24 protein-coding genes are annotated in these 18,728 nt (G+C 72.6%); 16 read left to right on the top strand and 8 right to left on the bottom strand.

What is annotated here, in order from left to right; translation table 11 throughout:
* A partial coding sequence (locus ACXJKF_RS21700; protein WP_456789819.1) for a GNAT family N-acetyltransferase occupies positions 1–744 on the top strand: 744 nt, incomplete at its 5' end.
* Positions 745–820: 76 nt separating this feature from the next.
* Here the strand turns inward: ACXJKF_RS21700 and pdxH are convergent.
* Positions 821–1,489, bottom strand: a complete 669-nt coding sequence (gene pdxH, locus ACXJKF_RS21695) for a pyridoxamine 5'-phosphate oxidase (protein ID WP_456789818.1) — start codon at positions 1,487–1,489, stop codon at positions 821–823.
* Positions 1,490–1,791: 302 nt separating this feature from the next.
* Here pdxH and ACXJKF_RS21690 point away from each other — a divergent pair, with 302 nt between their 5' ends.
* The 6 genes from ACXJKF_RS21690 (at position 1,792) to ACXJKF_RS21665 (ending at position 6,849) form a co-directional block, all read left to right on the top strand.
* Entirely contained in the window at positions 1,792–2,325 is a 534-nt protein-coding gene (locus ACXJKF_RS21690; protein WP_456789817.1) for a helix-turn-helix transcriptional regulator, read from the top strand.
* Between the two features lie 73 nt (positions 2,326–2,398).
* The gene (locus ACXJKF_RS21685) at positions 2,399–3,229 is read left to right on the top strand and encodes a CPBP family glutamic-type intramembrane protease (protein ID WP_456789820.1); all 831 of its coding nucleotides are present in this window, start codon (positions 2,399–2,401) and stop codon (positions 3,227–3,229) included.
* A complete protein-coding gene (locus ACXJKF_RS21680; RefSeq protein ID WP_456789816.1) occupies positions 3,226–3,567 on the top strand; it encodes a hypothetical protein in 342 nt (113 codons plus the stop codon). The genes ACXJKF_RS21685 and ACXJKF_RS21680 overlap by 4 nt, the downstream gene beginning before the upstream one ends.
* Positions 3,568–3,588: 21 nt before the next feature.
* Complete coding sequence (locus tag ACXJKF_RS21675; protein ID WP_456789815.1) at positions 3,589–4,197, top strand: hypothetical protein; 609 nt, start codon at positions 3,589–3,591, stop codon at positions 4,195–4,197.
* Between the two features lie 55 nt (positions 4,198–4,252).
* A complete protein-coding gene (locus ACXJKF_RS21670) occupies positions 4,253–5,065 on the top strand; it encodes a class I SAM-dependent methyltransferase (protein ID WP_456789814.1) in 813 nt (270 codons plus the stop codon).
* Between the two features lie 134 nt (positions 5,066–5,199).
* Complete coding sequence (locus ACXJKF_RS21665) at positions 5,200–6,849, top strand: glucuronyl esterase domain-containing protein (protein ID WP_456789813.1); 1,650 nt, start codon at positions 5,200–5,202, stop codon at positions 6,847–6,849.
* Between the two features lie 2 nt (positions 6,850–6,851).
* Here ACXJKF_RS21665 and ACXJKF_RS21660 read toward each other — a convergent pair whose 3' ends face one another.
* Positions 6,852–7,313, bottom strand: a complete 462-nt coding sequence (locus ACXJKF_RS21660; RefSeq protein WP_456789812.1) for a MarR family winged helix-turn-helix transcriptional regulator — start codon at positions 7,311–7,313, stop codon at positions 6,852–6,854.
* Positions 7,314–7,393: 80 nt separating this feature from the next.
* Between ACXJKF_RS21660 and ACXJKF_RS21655 the strand changes: the two genes are divergently transcribed.
* A complete protein-coding gene (locus tag ACXJKF_RS21655) occupies positions 7,394–7,993 on the top strand; it encodes a hypothetical protein (protein WP_456789811.1) in 600 nt (199 codons plus the stop codon).
* Positions 7,994–8,065: 72 nt separating this feature from the next.
* On the opposite strand, the gene ACXJKF_RS21650 is transcribed toward ACXJKF_RS21655, so the two are convergent.
* Positions 8,066–8,428 carry a VOC family protein gene (locus ACXJKF_RS21650; RefSeq protein WP_456789810.1) on the bottom strand — a complete coding sequence of 121 codons (363 nt, stop codon included), beginning with the start codon at positions 8,426–8,428 and terminating at the stop codon, positions 8,066–8,068.
* A gap of 120 nt (positions 8,429–8,548) precedes the next feature.
* Here ACXJKF_RS21650 and ACXJKF_RS21645 point away from each other — a divergent pair, with 120 nt between their 5' ends.
* The 5 genes from ACXJKF_RS21645 (at position 8,549) to ACXJKF_RS21625 (ending at position 11,887) form a co-directional block, all read left to right on the top strand.
* Positions 8,549–8,929 carry a VOC family protein gene (locus tag ACXJKF_RS21645; protein ID WP_456789809.1) on the top strand — a complete coding sequence of 127 codons (381 nt, stop codon included), beginning with the start codon at positions 8,549–8,551 and terminating at the stop codon, positions 8,927–8,929.
* 13 nt (positions 8,930–8,942) lie between these two features.
* Positions 8,943–9,722, top strand: a complete 780-nt coding sequence (locus tag ACXJKF_RS21640; RefSeq protein ID WP_456789808.1) for a MerR family transcriptional regulator — start codon at positions 8,943–8,945, stop codon at positions 9,720–9,722.
* 77 nt (positions 9,723–9,799) lie between these two features.
* A complete protein-coding gene (glsA, locus tag ACXJKF_RS21635) occupies positions 9,800–10,837 on the top strand; it encodes a glutaminase A (RefSeq protein ID WP_456789807.1) in 1,038 nt (345 codons plus the stop codon).
* Positions 10,834–11,304, top strand: coding sequence for a type II toxin-antitoxin system RatA family toxin (locus ACXJKF_RS21630; RefSeq protein ID WP_456789806.1), 471 nt, complete (start codon positions 10,834–10,836; stop codon positions 11,302–11,304). The genes glsA and ACXJKF_RS21630 overlap by 4 nt, the downstream gene beginning before the upstream one ends.
* A gap of 82 nt (positions 11,305–11,386) precedes the next feature.
* Positions 11,387–11,887: a TM2 domain-containing protein gene (locus ACXJKF_RS21625; RefSeq protein ID WP_456789805.1), complete on the top strand. Its 501-nt coding sequence runs from the start codon at positions 11,387–11,389 to the stop codon at positions 11,885–11,887.
* Between the two features lie 32 nt (positions 11,888–11,919).
* Here the strand turns inward: ACXJKF_RS21625 and ACXJKF_RS21620 are convergent, their stop codons facing one another.
* The 3 genes from ACXJKF_RS21620 to ACXJKF_RS21610 all read right to left on the bottom strand — a co-directional run bounded on the left by ACXJKF_RS21620 (position 11,920) and on the right by ACXJKF_RS21610 (position 14,685).
* On the bottom strand, positions 11,920–12,417 hold the full coding sequence (locus ACXJKF_RS21620) for a GNAT family N-acetyltransferase (RefSeq protein ID WP_456789804.1): 498 nt from the start codon (positions 12,415–12,417) through the stop codon (positions 11,920–11,922).
* 67 nt (positions 12,418–12,484) lie between these two features.
* Positions 12,485–13,717, bottom strand: coding sequence for a hypothetical protein (locus ACXJKF_RS21615; protein WP_456789803.1), 1,233 nt, complete (start codon positions 13,715–13,717; stop codon positions 12,485–12,487).
* Between the two features lie 137 nt (positions 13,718–13,854).
* Positions 13,855–14,685, bottom strand: coding sequence for a hypothetical protein (locus ACXJKF_RS21610; RefSeq protein ID WP_456789802.1), 831 nt, complete (start codon positions 14,683–14,685; stop codon positions 13,855–13,857).
* 154 nt (positions 14,686–14,839) lie between these two features.
* Here ACXJKF_RS21610 and ACXJKF_RS21605 point away from each other — a divergent pair, with 154 nt between their 5' ends.
* From ACXJKF_RS21605 to ACXJKF_RS21595, 3 genes are all read left to right on the top strand, one after another.
* Positions 14,840–15,601, top strand: coding sequence for a CPBP family intramembrane glutamic endopeptidase (locus tag ACXJKF_RS21605; protein ID WP_456789801.1), 762 nt, complete (start codon positions 14,840–14,842; stop codon positions 15,599–15,601).
* Positions 15,602–15,668: 67 nt separating this feature from the next.
* A complete protein-coding gene (locus ACXJKF_RS21600) occupies positions 15,669–16,259 on the top strand; it encodes a carboxymuconolactone decarboxylase family protein (RefSeq protein WP_456789800.1) in 591 nt (196 codons plus the stop codon).
* Positions 16,256–17,134, top strand: a complete 879-nt coding sequence (locus ACXJKF_RS21595; RefSeq protein WP_456789799.1) for an RNA polymerase sigma-70 factor — start codon at positions 16,256–16,258, stop codon at positions 17,132–17,134. Before ACXJKF_RS21600 ends, ACXJKF_RS21595 begins: the two co-directional genes overlap by 4 nt.
* Before the next feature lie 40 nt (positions 17,135–17,174).
* Here ACXJKF_RS21595 and ACXJKF_RS21590 read toward each other — a convergent pair whose 3' ends face one another.
* Positions 17,175–18,416, bottom strand: a complete 1,242-nt coding sequence (locus tag ACXJKF_RS21590; RefSeq protein WP_456789798.1) for a hypothetical protein — start codon at positions 18,414–18,416, stop codon at positions 17,175–17,177.
* 100 nt (positions 18,417–18,516) lie between these two features.
* Positions 18,517–18,728 (bottom strand): hypothetical protein (locus ACXJKF_RS21585; protein ID WP_456789797.1); only part of this gene is annotated, 212 nt, incomplete at its 5' end.

Raw genomic sequence — 18,728 nt, 5'->3', positions numbered from 1 at the left:
GTCGGAGGTCGCGACGGGACCACCGTGCAGGCCGAGGGKATCGCCGACCTGCCGGACGGTGCGGACCGGGACGCCTGCGCGCGGGCGTACCTCGCCGCGTTCCCGCAGTTCGAGGCGTCGCTGGCCGACCCCGCCGTCGTGCTGGTCCGGGTCCGGCTCACCTGGGCCAGGTACGGCGACTACCGGCCCGGCGCCTCGTCGTCGCAGGAGATCGACCTGCGGCCCACCGTCCGGCGCGTCCGGGTGGACGAGTGGGAGACCGCACGCGCGCTGCGGCTCGACGCGCTCCGCGACGAGGCCGCCGGCATCGCGTTCCTGGAGACGTACGGGGACGCGGCGGCGGCACCCGACGACTTCTACCGGGGCCGCACKGCCGGCGCGGCCGACGGGGACGACGTCACGCAGCTCGTCGCCGTCGAGGGCAGCGCCTGGGTCGGCTCCGTCACGGTGCTCGCGCAGCGGGCCGGGACGGTCGACTACCACGGGCGGCCGGTCGAGCGGAGCCGGGCGACCGTGGTCGGCGTGTACGTCCGCGACGAGCACCGGGGCTCAGGGCTGATCGACCGGTTGCTCGAGGCCGCCGCGCAGTGGGCCCGTGACCTGGGCTTCGACGAGCTGACCCTCGGTGTCCACCAGGACAACGCCCGCGCCCAGGGCGCCTACCGGCGAGCCGGCTTCGTGCCCTCGGGCGCCACGTTCGAGAGCTCCATCGGCCCGGAGCTCGAGATGGTGCGTCACCTCTGACCGGCGCGCGGCACGCCGCCGCCGATCAGGGCAGCCGGCGTCGCCGCCTTCGACTGACCTGGTCCGCGGCGCCCGCTCAGGGCTGGCGGCGGTGGACCGTCCACGCCTCGGCGGTGTCCAGCCCGCCGGCCGCGACGCGCGTGAACACCAGCCGGTCGTGCAGCCGGTCGCGGCGGCCCGCCCACAGCTCGACCTCGTCGCACTCGACCCGCCAGCCGCCCCACCCGTCGGGGACGGGGACGTCGTCGGCGGACCCGGTGTCCGGGTAGAGGGCCGCGTACCGCTCGTACGCGGCGACGAGGGACGCCCGGTCGGCGATGGGCCGGGACTGGTCCGAAGCCCACGCGCTGATCCGCGAGCCCCACGGCCGGGTGGCGAAGTAGGCGGCGATCTCGTCGCGACCCACGGGGACCGCGCGACCGCGGAACCGGACCGCCCGGAACATCGCCGGCCAGGTCAGCGACGCGGCGACGGAGCCGGTCGCGACGATCTCCTGGCTCTTGGTGGAACCGAGGTCGGTGACGAAGCCCGGTCCGCGCTCGTCGAGGAAGCGCATGAGCACGGTGCGGACGTTCGCGCGCCCGTCGGCGTCGACCGTCGCGACGGACAGCGCCGTGGGCTCGACGACGTCACCGCGCTCCATCTGCCGTGCCGTCGCCTCGGCGACCCAGCGGCGGACCTGCTCCAACGGCGTCGACGCGAGATCGTCCTCGCTCAGCCCCTCACCTGCGTACTCGCTGCGCATCCCGCCCCCGTCACGCGCCGGTGCCATCACCGGACCCCGGCGAGCGTACGTCGAGGACGGCGGGTCGGTCCCACACGAGCCGACCGACCGACGGCCAGTCGGTGGGCGGGTGGTCGGAGCGGGCGGCCCTCGTCGCCGAATCGTCGCGCCACCTCGAGCAGGACGTCGCGCGCGGACGCCGGAAGGCGGTCGGTGGGCCGCGCGAGGTCAGGCACGGGTGGCGAGCCGCACCGTCAGGGACACAGTGATCGACAACCATAGAGGACTTGTCTTATAGGAGACGCGTCCTCTAGGTTCAACCCATGTCCCTCAAGCACGCCGTCCTCGGGTTCCTCTCGATCGCCCCGATGTCCGGCTACGACCTGCGCAAGCACATGGAGGAGTCGGTCGCGCACTTCTGGCCGGCCGACCAGGCGCAGATCTACCGCACGCTCGGGCACCTGGCGGCAGACGGGCTCGTGTCCGTCGAGACGATCCCGCAGGAGGGCAAGCCGGACCGGCGCGAGCACTCCATCACCGACGCTGGGCTGGCCGAGCTCGACTCCTGGCTCGCCGCACCCGTCGAGTACGTGCCGTCGCGCGAGGTGTTCCTGGTGCGGCTGTTCTTCGTCGGCCGCCTCGGCACGGACCGCGTGCGGGCCGTCCTGGAGGAGCGCGCCGCGGAGGCCCGCGAGCTCGCCGCGGTACTGGAGCAGACCGGGGAGGCCGCACGGCAGGCGGTCACGCACCCTGACCTGGAGACACGCCTGCGTCTCGCCACCCTCGCCAACGGGCTCGTGCACGCACGCGCCGAGCTCGACTGGGCCCAGGACCTGCTCGCCGAGCTGACCGACTGAGTCACCTCCCACCGGACCGACCGCCACCCGGCGGCCGGGCGATGCCCCACGCCCGAAGGAGCTCCTCGTGACCATGACCGCCACCCGCACACGCAAGCCCGCCACCCGGCAAGGCGTGCTGGTCTACGCCGTCGGCGTCCTCGTCCTGTCCACTCTCGGCGGTCTGGTCATGGCGTCGTCGCCGGACCCGGAGACCAGCGTCGGCGCCCTCCTGTTCATCATGGGACCGATCCTCATGGCCGTCGGCCTGCGCACGATCGGGCGCGAGGGCTGGGCCGACGCCGGCCTGCGCCTCGGCCGCGAGCGCGGCTGGTACGCCGTCGCGCTGCTGCTCTTCCCCGTGCTGTTCGCGGTCCCGGTCGCGCTCGGCGCGCTCGTCGGCGACGTGCACGTGGCACCCGGTGCGCTGGAGCGGTTCGTCGCGCTGTTCGCCACCGGGCTGGTCGCCCGCCTGACGTTCGCCGCGTTCGAGGAGTTCGGCTGGCGGGGGTACCTGGAGCCCCGGCTCGCCGCGCTCGGCGTCCCGGCGCTGCGGCGGCACCTGGCGRTCGGCGTGCTGTGGGCCGTGTGGCACGTGCCCTACATCGTCGCGTTCGGCGACGGCTACACGACGCTCCCGCTGGCCGTGCAGATCCCGATGTTCTCGGTCGCGGTGCTGGCGATGGCCGTGATCTGGGGCGTCGCCCGGGACCGCACCGGCAGCGTGTGGCCCGCGGTGCTCGGGCACGGCATGGCGAACGCCGTGGCGTGGCCGCTGCTGTCCGCCGACGTCGTCGTCATCGACACGCCCCTGCTCTTCGGGGTCCGCCCCGAGAGCCTCGTCGTGCTCCCGCTCCTGATCCTGACGGCGGTCGTGGTCTACCGGCGCTGGGGACGCGACGCCGTCGGTACTGTCCCTGCATGACCGACCAGGCAGTGGCGCGACGGGTCCCGTGGGCGACGATCATCGGCTGGGTCGCGCTGCTGCTGGCAGTCGTCGGCGCCCTCGGCGTCGCCGTGGCGGGGGGGTACGCCGTCGACGGCGCGCGCAACCCGCAGTCGTTCGGCACGCTCGGCGCGGTCGTGGTGCTGATGTACGCGCTGGTCCCGTCGCTGCCCGCGCTCGTCGCCGGGATCGTGCAGGCCCGTCGCGGCCGGGCACCGCGCTGGCGCAGCCGCACCACCATCGTCCTGGCCGCGCTCGCGCCCGTCGTGACGGCGGTCCTCCTCCTGGTGGTCGCCGCGCGAGACCTCGTCTCCTGATCACACGGAAGGGGTCCGCACATGTCAGAGCACGTCCGCGTGGTGAAGGGCGCGGTCGTCATCGAGGACAGGTTCGCCGAGCCGGAACGGGAGCTCCTGACCCGCAGGTACCGGTCGAGGAAGGTCGTCGAGCTCTGGCGGACGCGGCACCGGTCGTTCGACTTCCTGAAGGACCTTCCGCACCTGGAGGACCTGAGCCTCATCAGGGTCAAGGTCGACGATCCTCGTGCCCTGTCCGAGATCCGCACGCTGAAGCGGCTGTTCCTGAACGGCCTGAACCCGGGGTCCGGCTGGGACTTCCTGGCGGACCTCACGCAGGTCGAGGAGCTCCACCTCCTCAACGTCCGAGGACCGCTGACGCTCCCCGACCTGCAGCGGCTCGATCACCTGGCGACGTTCCGCGTCTGGGGATGCAAGGGCCTCGCCGACGTCTCGGCGCTCGAGAAGACGCCCCGGCTGGAGGAGGTGTGGCTGACCGACACGGCCCTCACTCCTGACCTGGTGCTGCCCCTCCTCGAGAAACCGTCGGTGCGGTACCTGAGCTCGAGCTTCCCCAGGCGCCGGGACGACGAGCTCTTCCAGGAGTACCTGGCCAGGTACGGCAAGGTGCAGTGGCGGGAGTCGCCGTAGCCCGGCCGTCGACAATGACGTTCCGTGTCGCAGATCCGGACCGTAGGTTGCAGCGATGGAGCAGCCTCCCATCCACGATCACTACGACACCGCCTACGACGAGGACCAGCGCCTCCGCCAGGGTCTCGGCCGGCTGGAGCTGGCGCGGGTGCAGGAGATCGTCCGCCGCCACCTGCCGCCCGGGACGCGGGTGCTCGACGTGGGCGGCGCGACGGGGGTGCACTCCGAGTGGCTGCTCGACGACGGCCACACCGTGCACCTGGTGGACCTGCTGCCCGGCCACGTCGCCCGGGCTTCGGCAAGGCTCGGCGACAACCCGCGATTCACCGCGTCCGTCGGTGACGCTCGCGCACTTCCCGCGGACGACGCGTCGGTCGCCGCCGTCCTCCTGCTCGGCCCGCTCTACCACCTGACCGACCGTGCGGACCGGCTGGCCACCTGGCGGGAGGCGCTGCGGGTCGTCGTGCCGGGCGGGGTGGTGATCGCGATGGCGATCAACCGGTTCGCGTCCCTGTTCGACGGGCTCGCGCAGTCCTACCTGTTCGACCCCGCGTTCCGGGCGATCGTCGCGCAGGACCTGGCGACCGGCGTCCACGAGAACCCCACCGGGGACCCGCGCTGGTTCACGACGGCCTACTTCCACCACCCCGACGAGCTCCCCGCGGAGGCGGCCGAGGCAGGCCTCGTCGTGCGGGAGACCGTCGGCGTCGAGGGCCTGGCGCACTGGATCAAGCCGCTGGCGTCGGCGCTCGACGACCCGGACCGCCGTGCGGTGGTGCTCGACGCGGCCCGCGTGATCGAGGCGGAACCCAGCCTCCTCGGCCTCAGCTCGCACCTGCTCACCGTGGCGGTCCGCCCCGCCGGCTGACCCCAGGTATCGAAAAGTTTCGCTGGCGGCTGCTTAACAGTTTCAGCGCTTTGCCGCCGTCCGCGGTCCTGACGGACGGTCAGCGGAGCCGAGCGGTCACCGTGGATCGCGCGCCCGTCCCGAGGGAGCACTCCGTGTCCAGGATCCGTTCGATGGTCGTCGCGCTGTCGGTCGCAGCGCTGACGGCCGTCGCCGTCGTCGTCCAGGCTCCCGCCCAGGCAGCCCCGTTCGTGGCCGCCGTCGAGGACGAGGGTGCGAGCTGCGCGGTGCCGACGCTGCCCGACGTGGGCGCACTGCCGACCAACGCCAAGCTGCCCGACCCGTTCACGACGCTCAACGGCACCCGGATCGCCACCAAGGCGGACTGGCGGTGCCAGCGCGAGCTGACCAAGCGGCTGGCCGAGAAGTTCGTCTACGGCGAGAAGCCCGGCAAGCCCGCGACCGTCACCGGGACCGTCTCGCAGACCAGCATCACGGTCAGCACGACCCACCAGGGCAAGAGCTCGAGCTTCTCCGCGAGCGTCCAGCTGCCCAGCGGCACGGGACCGTTCCCGGCGGTGATCGTGTACGGCGGGTTCGGCGCGGACACCGCCGCGATCCGGGCCGCCGGTGCCGCCGTCATCAGCTACGACCCGTACACCGTCGGCAAGGAGGGCACGGGGCGCACGAACAAACAGGGCGCGTTCTACACGCTCTACGGCGCGCAGAGCAGCACCGGCCTGCTGATGGCCTGGTCCTGGGGGGTGAGCCGGATCATCGACGTCATCGAGCAGGCGGGCGGGACCATCCTCAAGGCCGGCGCGACCGGGGTCACCGGGTGCTCGCGGTTCGGCAAGGGCGCGTTCGTGGCCGGCGCGTTCGACCAGCGCATCGCCCTGACCATGCCCATCGAGTCCGGCAGCGCCGGTGCGCCGATCTTCCGCGGCATCCCCGGCGAGGGTGCGCAGAGCCTGAGCAGCGCGTACGGCGAGCAGCCGTGGCTGGGCGACGCGTTCGGCACGTTCACCGGCAGCCCGAACCGGCTCCCCGTGGACACGCACCAGATCGTCGGTCTCGTGGCCCCGCGGGGACTCTTCATCATGGACAACCCGCACATCGCGAACCTCGGCCCGCGATCGGCGAGCGTGGCGGCCCTGGGCGGTGCGGAGGTCTATAAGGCGCTGGGCGCCGGCGAGAACATCACGTACTGGTCCGACGTCACCGACGGGAACCACTGCGCCAACCGCGCCGAGTGGCGGACGCCGCTGCAGCAGAACATCCAGAAGTTCCTGCTCGGCACCGGCAACGCGCCCGGCGCCATGCGGATCTCCAGCAAGGCGCAGGGTCGCCTCGCGGACTGGGCCGACTGGCAGGCCCCGGTGCTGACCGACGGCCCGACGCAGACCCCCACGCCCACCCCCACGCCGACCACCCCCACCCCCACGCCGACGCCGACGACCCCGACGCCCACCCCGACACCGACACCCACGCCCACGCCGACCAGCCCGCCCGTCGGCGGCTGCACGGCGACGGTGTCGATCAACCAGTGGACCGGCGGCTTCGTGGCCAGCATCCGCGTCACCGCGGGCTCGTCGCCGATCAGCCGGTGGAACGTCGGCCTCACGCTGCCGTCCGGCGCCACGATCACGAACTCGTGGAACATCAACCGGTCCGCCAGCAGCGGGGCGGTCCAGCTGACCAACGTCGCCTGGAACGGCACGCTCGGCGCCGGGCAGGTCACCGAGGTCGGCTTCCAGGCCACGGGCACCGCAGGGAGCATCACGCCCACCTGCAGCGTCGGCTGACCCTAGGGCGTGCCGTGGTCCAGGTGGCCGTGGACGACGGCGAGCAGGCTCGCGAGCCGGGTCAGCTCGTCGTCGGGGAGCACCGAGAAGACGTGCGTGGCTTCGGGATGCATCGCCAGCCGCGCCTGGGAGAGGAGGTCAGCGCCGCGCGCGGTGAGCCGGACCACTCGCCGGCGCGCGTCGCTGGCGGACGTCTCGACGTCCACCGCGCCGTGGTCGGTGAGCGTGCGCAGGGTCTTGGACACGGCCGGCTGGTTGACCTCCATCGCCTCGGCGATCTCCCCGACCGAGCACCCGGCGGGGACGTAGGTGAGGTGGGTCAGCAGGCTCACGTGGGTGAGCGTGAGGCCCAGCGGCTTGAGCGCGCGGTTGAGTCGCGTGCTGGTGAGCTGGTGCACGATCGCGAGCTCGCGCACGGCCCAACCCTGCAGCTCGGGCCGGGGCGGTCCGGTCGGCGTCGGCATCAGGAGCTCCCTTCGGCTGCCGAAACAATATTCCGCGGAATGGTTGACAGCAAGCGGGAGCCCCGGACAGACTCCATTCCATGGAATCTACTCAGCGCCCCGTCCTCGCTCGTGCCGCCAGCGCCCGCCTCCCGCTCCTGCTCGCCCTGACGGCGGGCGGGTTCGTCGCCCAGCGCGTGACCCAGACCGTCCTCGACTCGTTCTACGCCCGGTCCGCCTATCCGGTCCCGTACTACGAGGGCCAGCTGTCCTTCAGCGCCTCGAAGCTCGAGGGCTGGTACGGGACCATGCAGCAGGACGGCACCCTCGGCGTGTACTGGCAGACGCAGCTGGTGGACTTCGCGTTCATCGCCGCGACCGCCGTCTTCTTCACCGCGCTGCTGCTCTGCGTGGCCCGGGCCGTCCCGTCGACCCACCCGGCCCGCAGGATCGCGCTCGCGCTCGTGCCGCTGGGGGCGGCCGCGGCGTCGCTCGACGTCGTCGAGAACCTCGTGTCCTTCGTCATGCTGGCCGACCCGACCTCGATCAGCGCACCGGTCGCCCTGCTCTACTCCGGCGTCGCCGCACTGAAGTTCGCGGGCTTCCTCGGCGTCTACGCCTGGACCGTCGTCGGTCTGGTCCTGGCCGTCGGAGTCCGCGTCCGCCGACGCCGTCGCGTGCCGGCCCCTGTCACGGCGTGACCGGCACGGCCCGCGTCGGCCGGCCTGCTCAGGCCGCCGTCACGGCGTGACCGGCACGCCCCGTCGGCCGACCTACTCCGGCGCGGCCGCCCAGACACCTAGCTCGTTGCCGGCCGGGTCCTGGAAGTGGAACCGGCGGCCGCCCGGGAAGTCGTACGGACCGTTGACGACGGTCCCACCGGCGGCCAGCACCGCGGCGACCGTGGCGTCGAGGTCGGCGGAGAAGAGCAGGACCAGCGGGCCACCGGTGCCCGGCACGCCTTCCGCGCTCAGCCCGCCGACCTCACCGTCGCCGTCGCTGGAACGGATGCCCGCGTAGCCGGGGCCGTACGAGGTGAACTCCCAGCCGAACGCGCGGGAGTAGAAGTCGACCGCCGCCGGCAGGTCCGGTGCGGCGATCTCGACGTAGTCCAGGGTGTGGTGCGTGGGAGCCATGACCGCGACGCTAGACGTCGCCACCCACACGAAGCCCAGGGCTTGCACCTCACGTGACGTGAGGGCCTAGCGTCGGGCGCAACGGCGACGACGGCGCGCCGCACGAGTCGAGGAGCGAGCATGACGAGCCTGGTCCCGTACCTGACGGTGCACGACGCCTCCGCGGCGATCGCGTTCTACTCGGCGGCGTTCGGTGCGCAGGAGACCGGCGAGAGGGACGAGGGGAACGGCCGCATCGGCTTCGTCGCCCTCACCATCGCCGGTGACGCGTTCTACCTGTCCGACGAGTTCCACGAGTACGGCGCCTACGCCCCCGCGACGCTCGGGCACAGCTCGTGCGCGCTCGTGCTCGGCGTCGACGACGCCTCCGCGGTGTACGCGGCCGCGGTCGCCGCCGGCGCCACGCCCGACCGGGAGCCGTCGGACCAGGGAGACGAGAAGCGCGGCTGGCTGGTGGACCCGTTCGGTCACCGCTGGGCCATCCACTCGCCGGCGCGCTGACCCGGGGCCGAGCGTGGTCGACGAGTGGCGGGTGGGCGAGCTCGCGGACGTCTCCGGCCTGACCGTCCGCACGCTGCACCACTACGACGACATCGGGCTCCTGACGCCGGACCGCACGCCCGCGGGCCATCGCGTGTACCGGCGCGAGCAGGTGGAGCGGCTGTACCGGATCAGCGTGCTGCGCCGGTTCGGCACGTCCCTGGAGGACATCGCGACGGCGCTCGACGACCCGACCTGGACCCTCGACGGCGCGCTGCGCACGCACCTGGCCACGCTGGAGGACCAGGTGCTGCGGATGGAGCGGCTGCTGCACCGGCTCACCGTGGTCCCCGCCGAGGGGCCCGCCGACGAGGACGTCTGCCGTCGCCTCCTGGCCGTCCTCGAGGACACCGCGGTCGCCGCTACCGAGCCGCTGCGCCGGATCGCCGTCCTCGTCTATGCCGACCTGGAGGCGGCCCACCGGCACCTCGTGGACGTGTTCGGCCTGGAGCCCGGACCGCTGCGCCGCGACGACGACGGCACCGTCGTGGACGCCGAGGTCCGCACCGCGGACGGGGTGGTCATGCTCCACCGGGTCGCGCCGGAGTGGGGACTCGCGTCGCCGGCCACCCTCGGAGCCGCGACCGGCATGCTCGTGGTCACCGTCCAGGACGTCGACGCCCACCACGCGGCCGTCGTCGCGCGCGGCGGCACCGTGACGTTCCCGCCCGCCGACCAGTCCTACGGGGTGCGCGAGTACGGCGCGCTCGGCCCCGAGGGCGAGCCGTGGTCGTTCTGGGCGCCGCTGCGCTGAGCCTCCGGCACGGCCAGGTCGCGCTCGGCGTACCGGCGGTGCTCCCACCCCTACGTCCGGCACCCGAGTGTGCTCGGATGAGCCCTGTGAGCGACGACGACTTCCACGCCCCCCAGCTGATCTCCACCGGACGCCTGCCGCGCGAGGAGCTGGTGGTGCAGCTCATGCAGGACGCGTACGACCGCTACGCAGGCGTCGACGACGGCACCGTCGCGGACTACATCCCGGCGCTGGCCGACGCCGATCCCGCGCTGTTCGGCCTGAGCATCGTCTCGGTCACGGGCGCGTCCCACAGCGTCGGCGACGCCCTGCACGAGTTCTCGATCCAGTCCGTGTCCAAGGCGTTCGTGTTCGCGCTCGTGTGCGACGCGCTCGGTCCCGAGGCCGTGCTCCGGCAGGTCGGGGTGAACAACACCGGCCTGCCGTTCAACTCGGTGATGGCCCTCGAGCTCAACGGGGGCAGCCCGATGAACCCGCTGGTCAACGCGGGTGCACTGGCCACCACCAGCCTCGTGCCGGGCGCGACCGCAGCCGACAAGTGGGCGTTCGTGCAGGCGGGGCTGTCCGCGTTCGCCGGCCGCCCCCTGACCCTCGACGAGGAGGTGTACTCCTCCGAGGCGGCCCACAACCGCCGCAACCAGGCCATCGCGCGCCTGCTGGAGTCCTACGGCCGCATCGCCCACGACCCGCTGGAGACCACCGACGTCTACACGCGGCAGTGCTCGCTGCTCGTCTCCGCGACCGACCTGGCCGTCATGGGCGCCACCCTGGCCGACGGCGGCGTCAACCCCGTCACGGGCGAGCGCGTGGTCGACCCGTCGGTGTGCCGGTACGTGCTCGCCGCCCTTGCCACGAGTGGCCTGTACGAACGCTCCGGCGAGTGGCTGTTCAGCATCGGGCTGCCCGGCAAGAGCGGCGTGTCCGGCGGCATCGTGACCGTCGCGCCCGGCAAGGGCAGCCTGAGCACGTTCTCGCCCCGCCTCGACGCGGCCGGCAACAGCGTCCGCGGCGGGTTGGCGACGCGGTACCTGTCGGGTGCGCTGGGCCTGAACCTGTTCGCGTCCCGCCCGGAGCCCGAGAACGCCCTCGACCGTGACGGAGCCGGTGCCCCGTGATCGTCGAGTCGTCGGTCGTCGTCCCGATCCCGCCCGAGGTCGCGTTCGCGGTGTCCCAGACCACCGGCGACACCCGGCTGCGGTGGGACCCGTTCATCCGTCGGCAGGCGTTCCTCGACGACGCCACCGCCCCCGCCAAGGGCGTCCGCACCCTGACCCGGCACCGGTCCGGGCTGCGCATGGTCAGCGAGTACGTCTCCTACCAGCCGCCGACGAACGTCGGGATGAAGATGGTCGACGGCCCGTGGTTCTTCGCGGTCATGGCCGGCGGCTGGCGGTTCACGGCGCTTCCCGACGGCGGCACGAAGGCCGTCTGGCGGTACAGCTTCACGTGCCGGCCGCACTGGCTGGCGCCGTTGGCGGAGCGCGTCGGGCGCATCGTCCTGCAGCGCGACATCGACCGCCGGATCGCCGGCTTCGCGCGCGGCTGCGCCGACCCTGCGGTGCTGGCGGCGGTCGGCGGCTAGCTCGAACTGTCCCGGCACGCCCGACGGGCTTACGCTCGGGGGATCCGCCGCAGCCCGCGGCGCTCGACCCACGGGAGCACCCGTGACCGACACCCTCGACCGGCCCGTCGTCCTCGACCTGGACGACGACGTCCGCGAGCGCCCTGTGGTGACCCGGCGCCCGATGCACGCACCGGCCCCCGTGTACCAGCCGCTGTCGGCGACCGTGCAGTACCCGCCGGGCCCCGTGCCGGACATCGAGGACGCGGTGCCGGAGCCGGTCCCCGTGCGCGTGCCCCGGCAGTGGCCACGGCTACGGCTGCGGCTCCATCTCCAGCTCAGGCCGTCCGCGTGGCCCCGGTCCCGCGTCGCGGCCGGGCTGCTCGGGATCTTCCTCGGCGCGTTCGGCCTGCACCGCATGTACCTCGGCTACTGGCGCCGCGGCCTGACGATGCTCGCCATCACCGTGGTCGGCGGGTTCTTCACGCTCGGGCTCGCCGCCCTGGCCATGGGTCTGTGGGGGTTCACCGAAGGTCTGCTCGTCCTGTCCGTCCGCCGGGGCCGGTACGCCCGCGACGCCTACGGCAAGCTGCTGCGCGGCTGATCAGCAGTCGACAGCTACGCGGTCGTGGATCCTCACGCTCCCGCGACGGCGGCGTACCGGTACGTCAGGAACGCCTCGCTTTCGTGCTCGTCGACCGGTGCGGAGGGCCCGTCGAGCGTGAAGCCGAGCCGCTCGTAGAGGGCCCTCGCCGTCGTGTTCGACGGTTGCGTCTCCAGCCGGACGTCCGTCACGCCGTGCGTCGCGGCCTCGTCGAGGACGTGCCGGACCAGCGCCCGGCCGGCGCCGAGCGTCCGGGACGACGGGGCGACGAAGAGGTCGTTCAGCCACCAGACCGTGCCGAGGTCGAGCGAGGAGTGCGCCGGGTAGACCTGCACGAACCCCGCGACGTCGTCGCCGGCGAGCGCCGCCCAGACGAACGAGTCCTGCGTCTGCACGCGGCGGCGCAGGAACGTTCGGGCGTCGTCGTCCGTGTCGAGGCGACCGTAGAAGTGCCGGTAGGCGACGAACAGCTCGACGACGGCAGAGGTCGTCCGGGCGTCGGTGGCGCCGTCGATGCGGGCGATGATCATCATGTCTCCAGACAGGTCCGAGTGCGCCGGGGCGCGGCTGGTCAGACCTCGCGCAGCGGGCGCCTGCTCAACGGTCGTCGTCTTTCCMGCGCCGACGGTGAGCACGTTCGACGATGCCGCTGGAGAGCTTGCCCGTCACCGACCTGGCCCGGACGACCGTCTCATTGCCGAGGCGCCCAGCCGCATCGAAGCCGCCTGTTCCCGCCTCGATCACCTTGTCCTTCGCGTCGGTGGCGGCGTCCAGCCACCGCCTCGCTTCCAGCGCCTCCCGGCCGGCCTCGATCCCGAGCCGTCCGTGGAAGTCGACGACGGCGACCGCGACATGATTGCTCGACTGCACCACGGCCCGGGACGAGGTCGGGTGCAGCAACACCTTCGTGTTCGCCGCGCCAGCCGCCGCATCCATGCGAGCCAAGAGGCGTTCGGTGCTCCGCGAGATGAGCTCGAGTCGGTTCCGCCGGGCCGCCTTCAGCGCGAGGCGGTGCCGGTCCAGCTCGTCGGGAGACGCGTCGAGCACACGGTCGAGCTCCAGCACGGCGATCGCGTCCTGCAGCTGGAAGCACCTGGCCAGAACAGCGAGCCAGTCGGCGGCGGTCAACTCTGCGGTCTTCGCAGCCTTTGCGAGGTMCCCGATCTGGGTCTTGCGCTCCAGCTTCTCCGCCAGCGCGTCGAGCTGACGCAGCGAGTAGGCCTGCGTGCGCGCGATCGTCGCTGGCGTGACCTGCACCTTGGACCACGTGACGTCGGAGACACGGCCCGTGTGCTCCCGGACGGTCATGGCCTCCTCGATGACGAACTGCGCCCCGATCATGTCCGCCAGCACGGAGTCCTTCTGGGCGCGGAGCACGTCGTCGACCTTCTCGTCGATCACGGCGAGATAGTCAGTGATCTCGTCCATGGCTTGCTGCATGGCGACCTGCGCCATGATCCCCGCGGCACCGGCCAGGAACGCCGGGCTCGTCAGAGAGCCCTTCGTGAACTGCACGACGCTCTTGATCTGGCCGCCCTTGCCCTGCACGACACCGAGGTCGAGGCCCGTCTTCGAGCTCTTCATCAGTCCGAACTTCTTGACCTGCTCCGCGGACTCCTTCGTCAGCTTCACCCATCGACCCGAGTTGGCGGTGATCTCGGACCCGGCTTGCGCGACGCCGGCCGCGGTTCCCAGGGACGGCCGGAGCCGTTCCAGCCCGAGGGCCTTCGACGAGAGTCCCTCGGACACGAGGAAGCGTTCGACAGCCGTCGCATCGCCAAGGACCGCCAAGCCGTCGCCGTCGCTGATCAGCTGAATCTCGTCATCCAACGTCGGCTCCTGAGAATGGCGGGGAACGGGCCGTCCCGGTCGAGGGTGGAGTCGACATTCGTGGGACATCGCGGGTCACGCTACCTTCGGCGATCTCGCCCTCCGCCGTTCTCGCGAGGGATTGAGACTTCTCCGGTTCAGCACGCTGCTGACTCGGTGAGCAAGCCGTCGTAGGTCCGGGCGACCAGCCGGGTCGCCGCGCGCGGGGCGATCGTCAGCCCGAGGCCCAGGCCGCGGAGCATCGCGACGACGCCTGTGACGTGCAGGGACCCGTGCCGCTCCAGCGCCAGGTGCACGCGCCCGTGCGACGCCTCGGCGCGGTGGAACCCGAGGATCGTCGTGGACACGGTGGTGTGCAGCGGGAACCGGTCGTGGGCGACGGCGTCGTCGTCGTGCTCGAGGATCACGAGGTCCTCGTCGCCGAGCTCGGCGCGCAGCCCGTCGACCCGCCAGTGCACGGGAGCGTCGAGACCGCCGGTGACGTGCCGGGACCGGTTCGCCGACGAGATCGCCAGCGGCTCACCGCCGACTGCGTCGGACGCGGCGGCCAGGAACACCTGCGACGGGCACCCGTCGCCCGGCACGATGACCTGGGTCGTCGTCGTGTCTCCGTCGACCGCAGTCAGGTCGGCGGGCACGTGACCGGCGGCCGGGCCGCGGAAGCCGAACGGGCCGAGGGCGCTGAACGCGTCGACGACGTCCCGCACCAGCGACGGGGACACCGCGGGCGGCAGCGCCGACAGGTCGAACGCGTCGAGGACGTGGCCCGTCGGCGCGGTCACGCTGCCGGTCTGGTCCAGCGGCCGGCCCTTCAGCGCGTTGACCCGCCGGACACCGTCACCGCGGGACGTCAGCGCGTAGATCGGGCCGAACCCGTGCGCGACGGGCGTGCCGGCGGCGAGCAGAGCGGCTGCACGGTGCGCGTCCGCGGGGCAGTCGAGGACGAGGCGCACGGGGGCGTCGGACATGGTGGTTCCTCCTGGGKGTCACCACTGAGGACCCCCGGACCGCCTCCTGGATACCGCCGACGTGCCGGTCGCTGCACCGCTCGATAGGTTCGAGGCCCAGCGACCAAGGAGCGGCATTGGCCCCTGCACCGACCACCCACGCACGCGTCACACAGTGGTTCCCGTCGCCGCGGTCGTGTTCGCCGTCTACGTCGTGATCGTCATCGGCCTCATGCTGGCGTCGGGGGTGGGCTACGAGGACTTCTTCGACACGGCCGACTCCACGCTGCGGTCGGCCGTGCTGCCGCTGGCCGTCGGTGCGGTCTGGCTGGTCGCGTTCCTCGTATGGGCGCGGTGGGACTTCGTCTTCCGCGACGCCCGCCGGCTCCCGATGGGGGTGCTCCTCTGGGCGCTCCCGGTGGTCATGGTCGTCACCCTGGTGCTGCAGCTGCTGGGCGTCGACTGGTCCGCGTTCGAGCCGGCCCACGTGCTGGCGGTCCTCGCGGCGGCCGTCCTCGTCGGCTTCACCGAGGAGACCCTGTTCCACGAGGTCATCCTGCGCGCGCTGCGCCAGGGCGACCGCTCCGAGGCTGCAGCCGTCGGGTGGCTGAGCCTGTGGTTCGGCGGGTTCCATCTGACCAACCTGCTGCTCAGCGAGCCGGGTGCCGTGATCCAGGTCGTCTTCGCCGGCCTGTCCGGCGTGGCGTTCTACCTCGTGCGGCGCGGTACCACCGTGCTCGTCGCGGCGATGGTGCTGCACGGGTCGTGGGACTTCTCGACGTTCCTGGCGGGGGTGCACCCCGGCGACGGGGGCTTCACCAGCGCGGCGAACTTCCTGGTGGCGGTGGTCTACCCGCTCGCCGCCGTGACGCTGGTCGTCCTGCTGGTCCGCGAGCGCAGGAGGCCCGCCCGCGACGCGGTCACGCCGGCGGTCTGACGCAGACCTGTCACAGATCCCCCTCGGCCGGTGTCTTGTGCCCGACACCGCATCCCCTGGAGGAGACATGACCAGCACCCCCCGCGTCCCCGCGCTCGAGATCACCGGGCTGTACGGGACCGTCGTGAAGACGTTCAGCAAGAAGATGTTCGGCAAGGTGCCGCAGTCGCTCGGCGTCCTCTGGCAGAACCCGGCCGTCCTGAAGTTCTCGGTGGGCCTGGGCCAGAAGTCGTCGAGGTGGCACGCGTGCGACGAGGACCTGAAGTCCTACGCCCACATGGCCACGGCTTCCCTCATCGGCTGCTCGTGGTGCCTGGACCTCGGCTACTTCCAGGCGCACAACGAGGGGCTGGACCTGACGAAGGCCCGCGAGGTGCCGCGGTGGCGGGAGTCGGACGCGTTCACGCCGCTGGAGCGGGACGTCCTGGAGTACGCCGAGGCGATGTCGCAGACGCCCCCGACCGTCACCGACGACCTCTCCGCCCGGCTGCTCGACCAGCTCGGTGCGCCGGCACTGGTGGAGCTCACGTCGTGGGTGGCGCTGGCCAACCTGTACGCCCGGACGAACTCCGCGCTCGGCATCGAGGCCGAGGGCTTCGCGGCGTCGTGCGGTCTGCCGCCCCTGACGCAGCGGAGCGACGTAGCGTCGCAGTCATGACCGACGACCCCTTCGTCGCGCACCGGAGCCTGCTGTTCACGGTCGCGTACGAGCTGCTCGGCTCGGCCGCCGACGCCGAGGACGTCGTGCAGGAGACGTGGCTCCGGTGGGCGGACCTGGGCGACGACGGCCGCGCGGAGGTGCGCGACGGGCGGGCGTACCTCGTGCGGATCGTCACCCGGCAGTCGCTCAACCGGATGCGCACCCTGGCCCGTCGGCGCGAGGACTATGTCGGCGAGTGGCTTCCCGAGCCGCTGCTGACCAGCCCGGACGTGGCCGACGACGTCGAGCTGGCCGAGAGCGTCTCGTTCGCGATGCTCACGGTGCTGGAGACGCTCGACCCGACCGGCCGGGCTGTGTTCGTGCTGCGCGAGGTGTTCGACGTGCCCTACGACGAGATCGCGGAGGCGGTCGGCAAGTCGTCGGCCGCCGTGCGGCAGATCGCCCACCGGTCACGGGAGCATGTGGCCGCCCGACGACCGCGTCAGCAGGTCAGCCGCGCCGAGCAGTCGGCCGTCGTCGAGCGGTTCCTGGCTGCTGTCCGCGGTGGCGACCTCCAGGGCCTGCTCGACGTGCTCGCCCCGGACGTGGTCGTGGTGGCGGACGGCGGTGGCGTGGTGTCGGCGGCCCTGCACCCGATCGTCGGCTCCGACAAGGTCGCCGCGTTCCTCAGCGGCCTGGCCCGGCTGACGGTCGAGTTCACGACGACGCCGATGTGGCTCAACGGAGCCCCTGCGGCACGCGTCGACCTCGGTGGGGAGCTCAACACGGCGATGAGCCTGGTGGTCGAGCAGGGGCGGATCGCGCGGATCTACGCGGTCCGCAACCCGCACAAGATGGCCCGGCTCGACGAGGAGACGGCCCTCAGCCGGTGACGGCGCGCAGGGTCCGTCCGCGCGCGTCGTGGCGGAGCCGCTACCCCGGCTGAGCGGCCGACACCGGGTCGAGCGCTCGCTGCAGACCGTCGAGGTCCGCGACCATCGCCTCGACGCGGGCGCGCTCGGTCGCGGCCAGCGCCTCGGCGGTCTCGACCGCCGCGTACCGGCCGGGGAGCGCGGCCTCGTCGCGGGCCAGGAGCGCGGCGGCTGCGGCGAGCGTCTCGTCGGCCGGGGCCATCGGCAGGGCCGTGCCGTCCCACCAGCCCCACGACAGCAGCAGCCGCCGCCGCTCGGAGGCCGGCATCGCGGCGACCTCGGCGACCTTCGCGTCGTACGACTCCCGGTAGAAGTCGATCGACGCGGCGTCGCCGTCGACGTGCGCGCGTTCCGAGGCGTTCGCGTACTCCTGGGCGACGAGGGCGTCCGACGCGACCTGGATCGCGGCGCTCGACTCGTCCAGGACCGCCACCCAGCCCGTGTGCACCGCGACCAGCGCGGCCCGGTCGGCGACGAAGCGGGCGTACACGGCCTCGAGCTCCGGGTCGAGGCCACCGTCGCGCCACACCTGGGTGCCCACGTACGCGAACAGCTCGGTCGGCCGGTTCTCGCCGTGCCCACCGACGGAGCCCGCGAGCTGCTCGTGGAGGTCGTCGTCGGCGGGGACGGAGGCCACCACGGACTCGAGCAGCGTCGTCAGCCGGGCCTGCTCGGCGGTGTCCAGGACGTCCCAGGCCGCGTGCAGCGTCTCGTGCGCCACGGTCTCCACGACGAACCCGCGCAGCCGCGGGTCGGCGGGGGCGTACACGACGATCGAGTCGTTCTGGGAGTTGAAGCAGCCGACGGCGCCGTCCGTGCGCACGACCGGGGAGACCCCGACGTCGCGGCACCGTCCGGCGAACTCGTCGATGCCGAGGATCTCCGTCCGGGTCCCGTAGAGCAGCTCGCGGCCCTCGGCGGACAGGTGCGCGGCGTCGGCGAGGGCGACCACCTCGGCCGACGGGGGCTCCGGCGCCGGGCGCACCAGCCCCGTCAACGACGAGGCGACCTCGTCGGGCAGGGCGGGTGCTCCGCTCGTCCACCACCAGGCTCCGGCACCGAGGACGGCGACGGCAGCCACCACGGCCAGGCCGGGTCGGCGGCGACGACGCCGGACGGGGGCGTACACCGGCAGGTCCTGGCCGACCGCCACGTGATCGTCGATCACCCACTGCGGGACACGGCCGGTGGGCGACTGCGGCAGGTCGTCCGTCGGTGGGTGCACCCGGAGATCATCGGACATCGAGAGACCGAACTGGAGCGCGCCGGCCCCTACGGGCTCCGATGATCAAGGGGTCGATGGTGGCCCTGCCGAGAACGCGAGGCACGGCCCGGCCGGATCCCTACCGGTAGTCGCCGGACACGAGCCGCACCCCCGCCGTGGTGGCCCAGGACCCGATGAACGTCGCGGCAGCTCCATTCGTGATCTGCCAGGTGCCGTCCCCTTGGGCGAACGCCACCGGGATCGACCCCCACCCGGGCGTCTGCCGGACCAGCGCGATGTCSGTCAGCCCGTTSTCGTTGAAGTCGCCCGTCACGACGCGCACCCCCGGGG

The organism is Cellulomonas sp. P5_C5, assembly GCF_054049655.1.
Note: the sequence above shows the minus strand (reverse complement) of the source record. Positions and strands in the feature narration are given on the sequence as shown.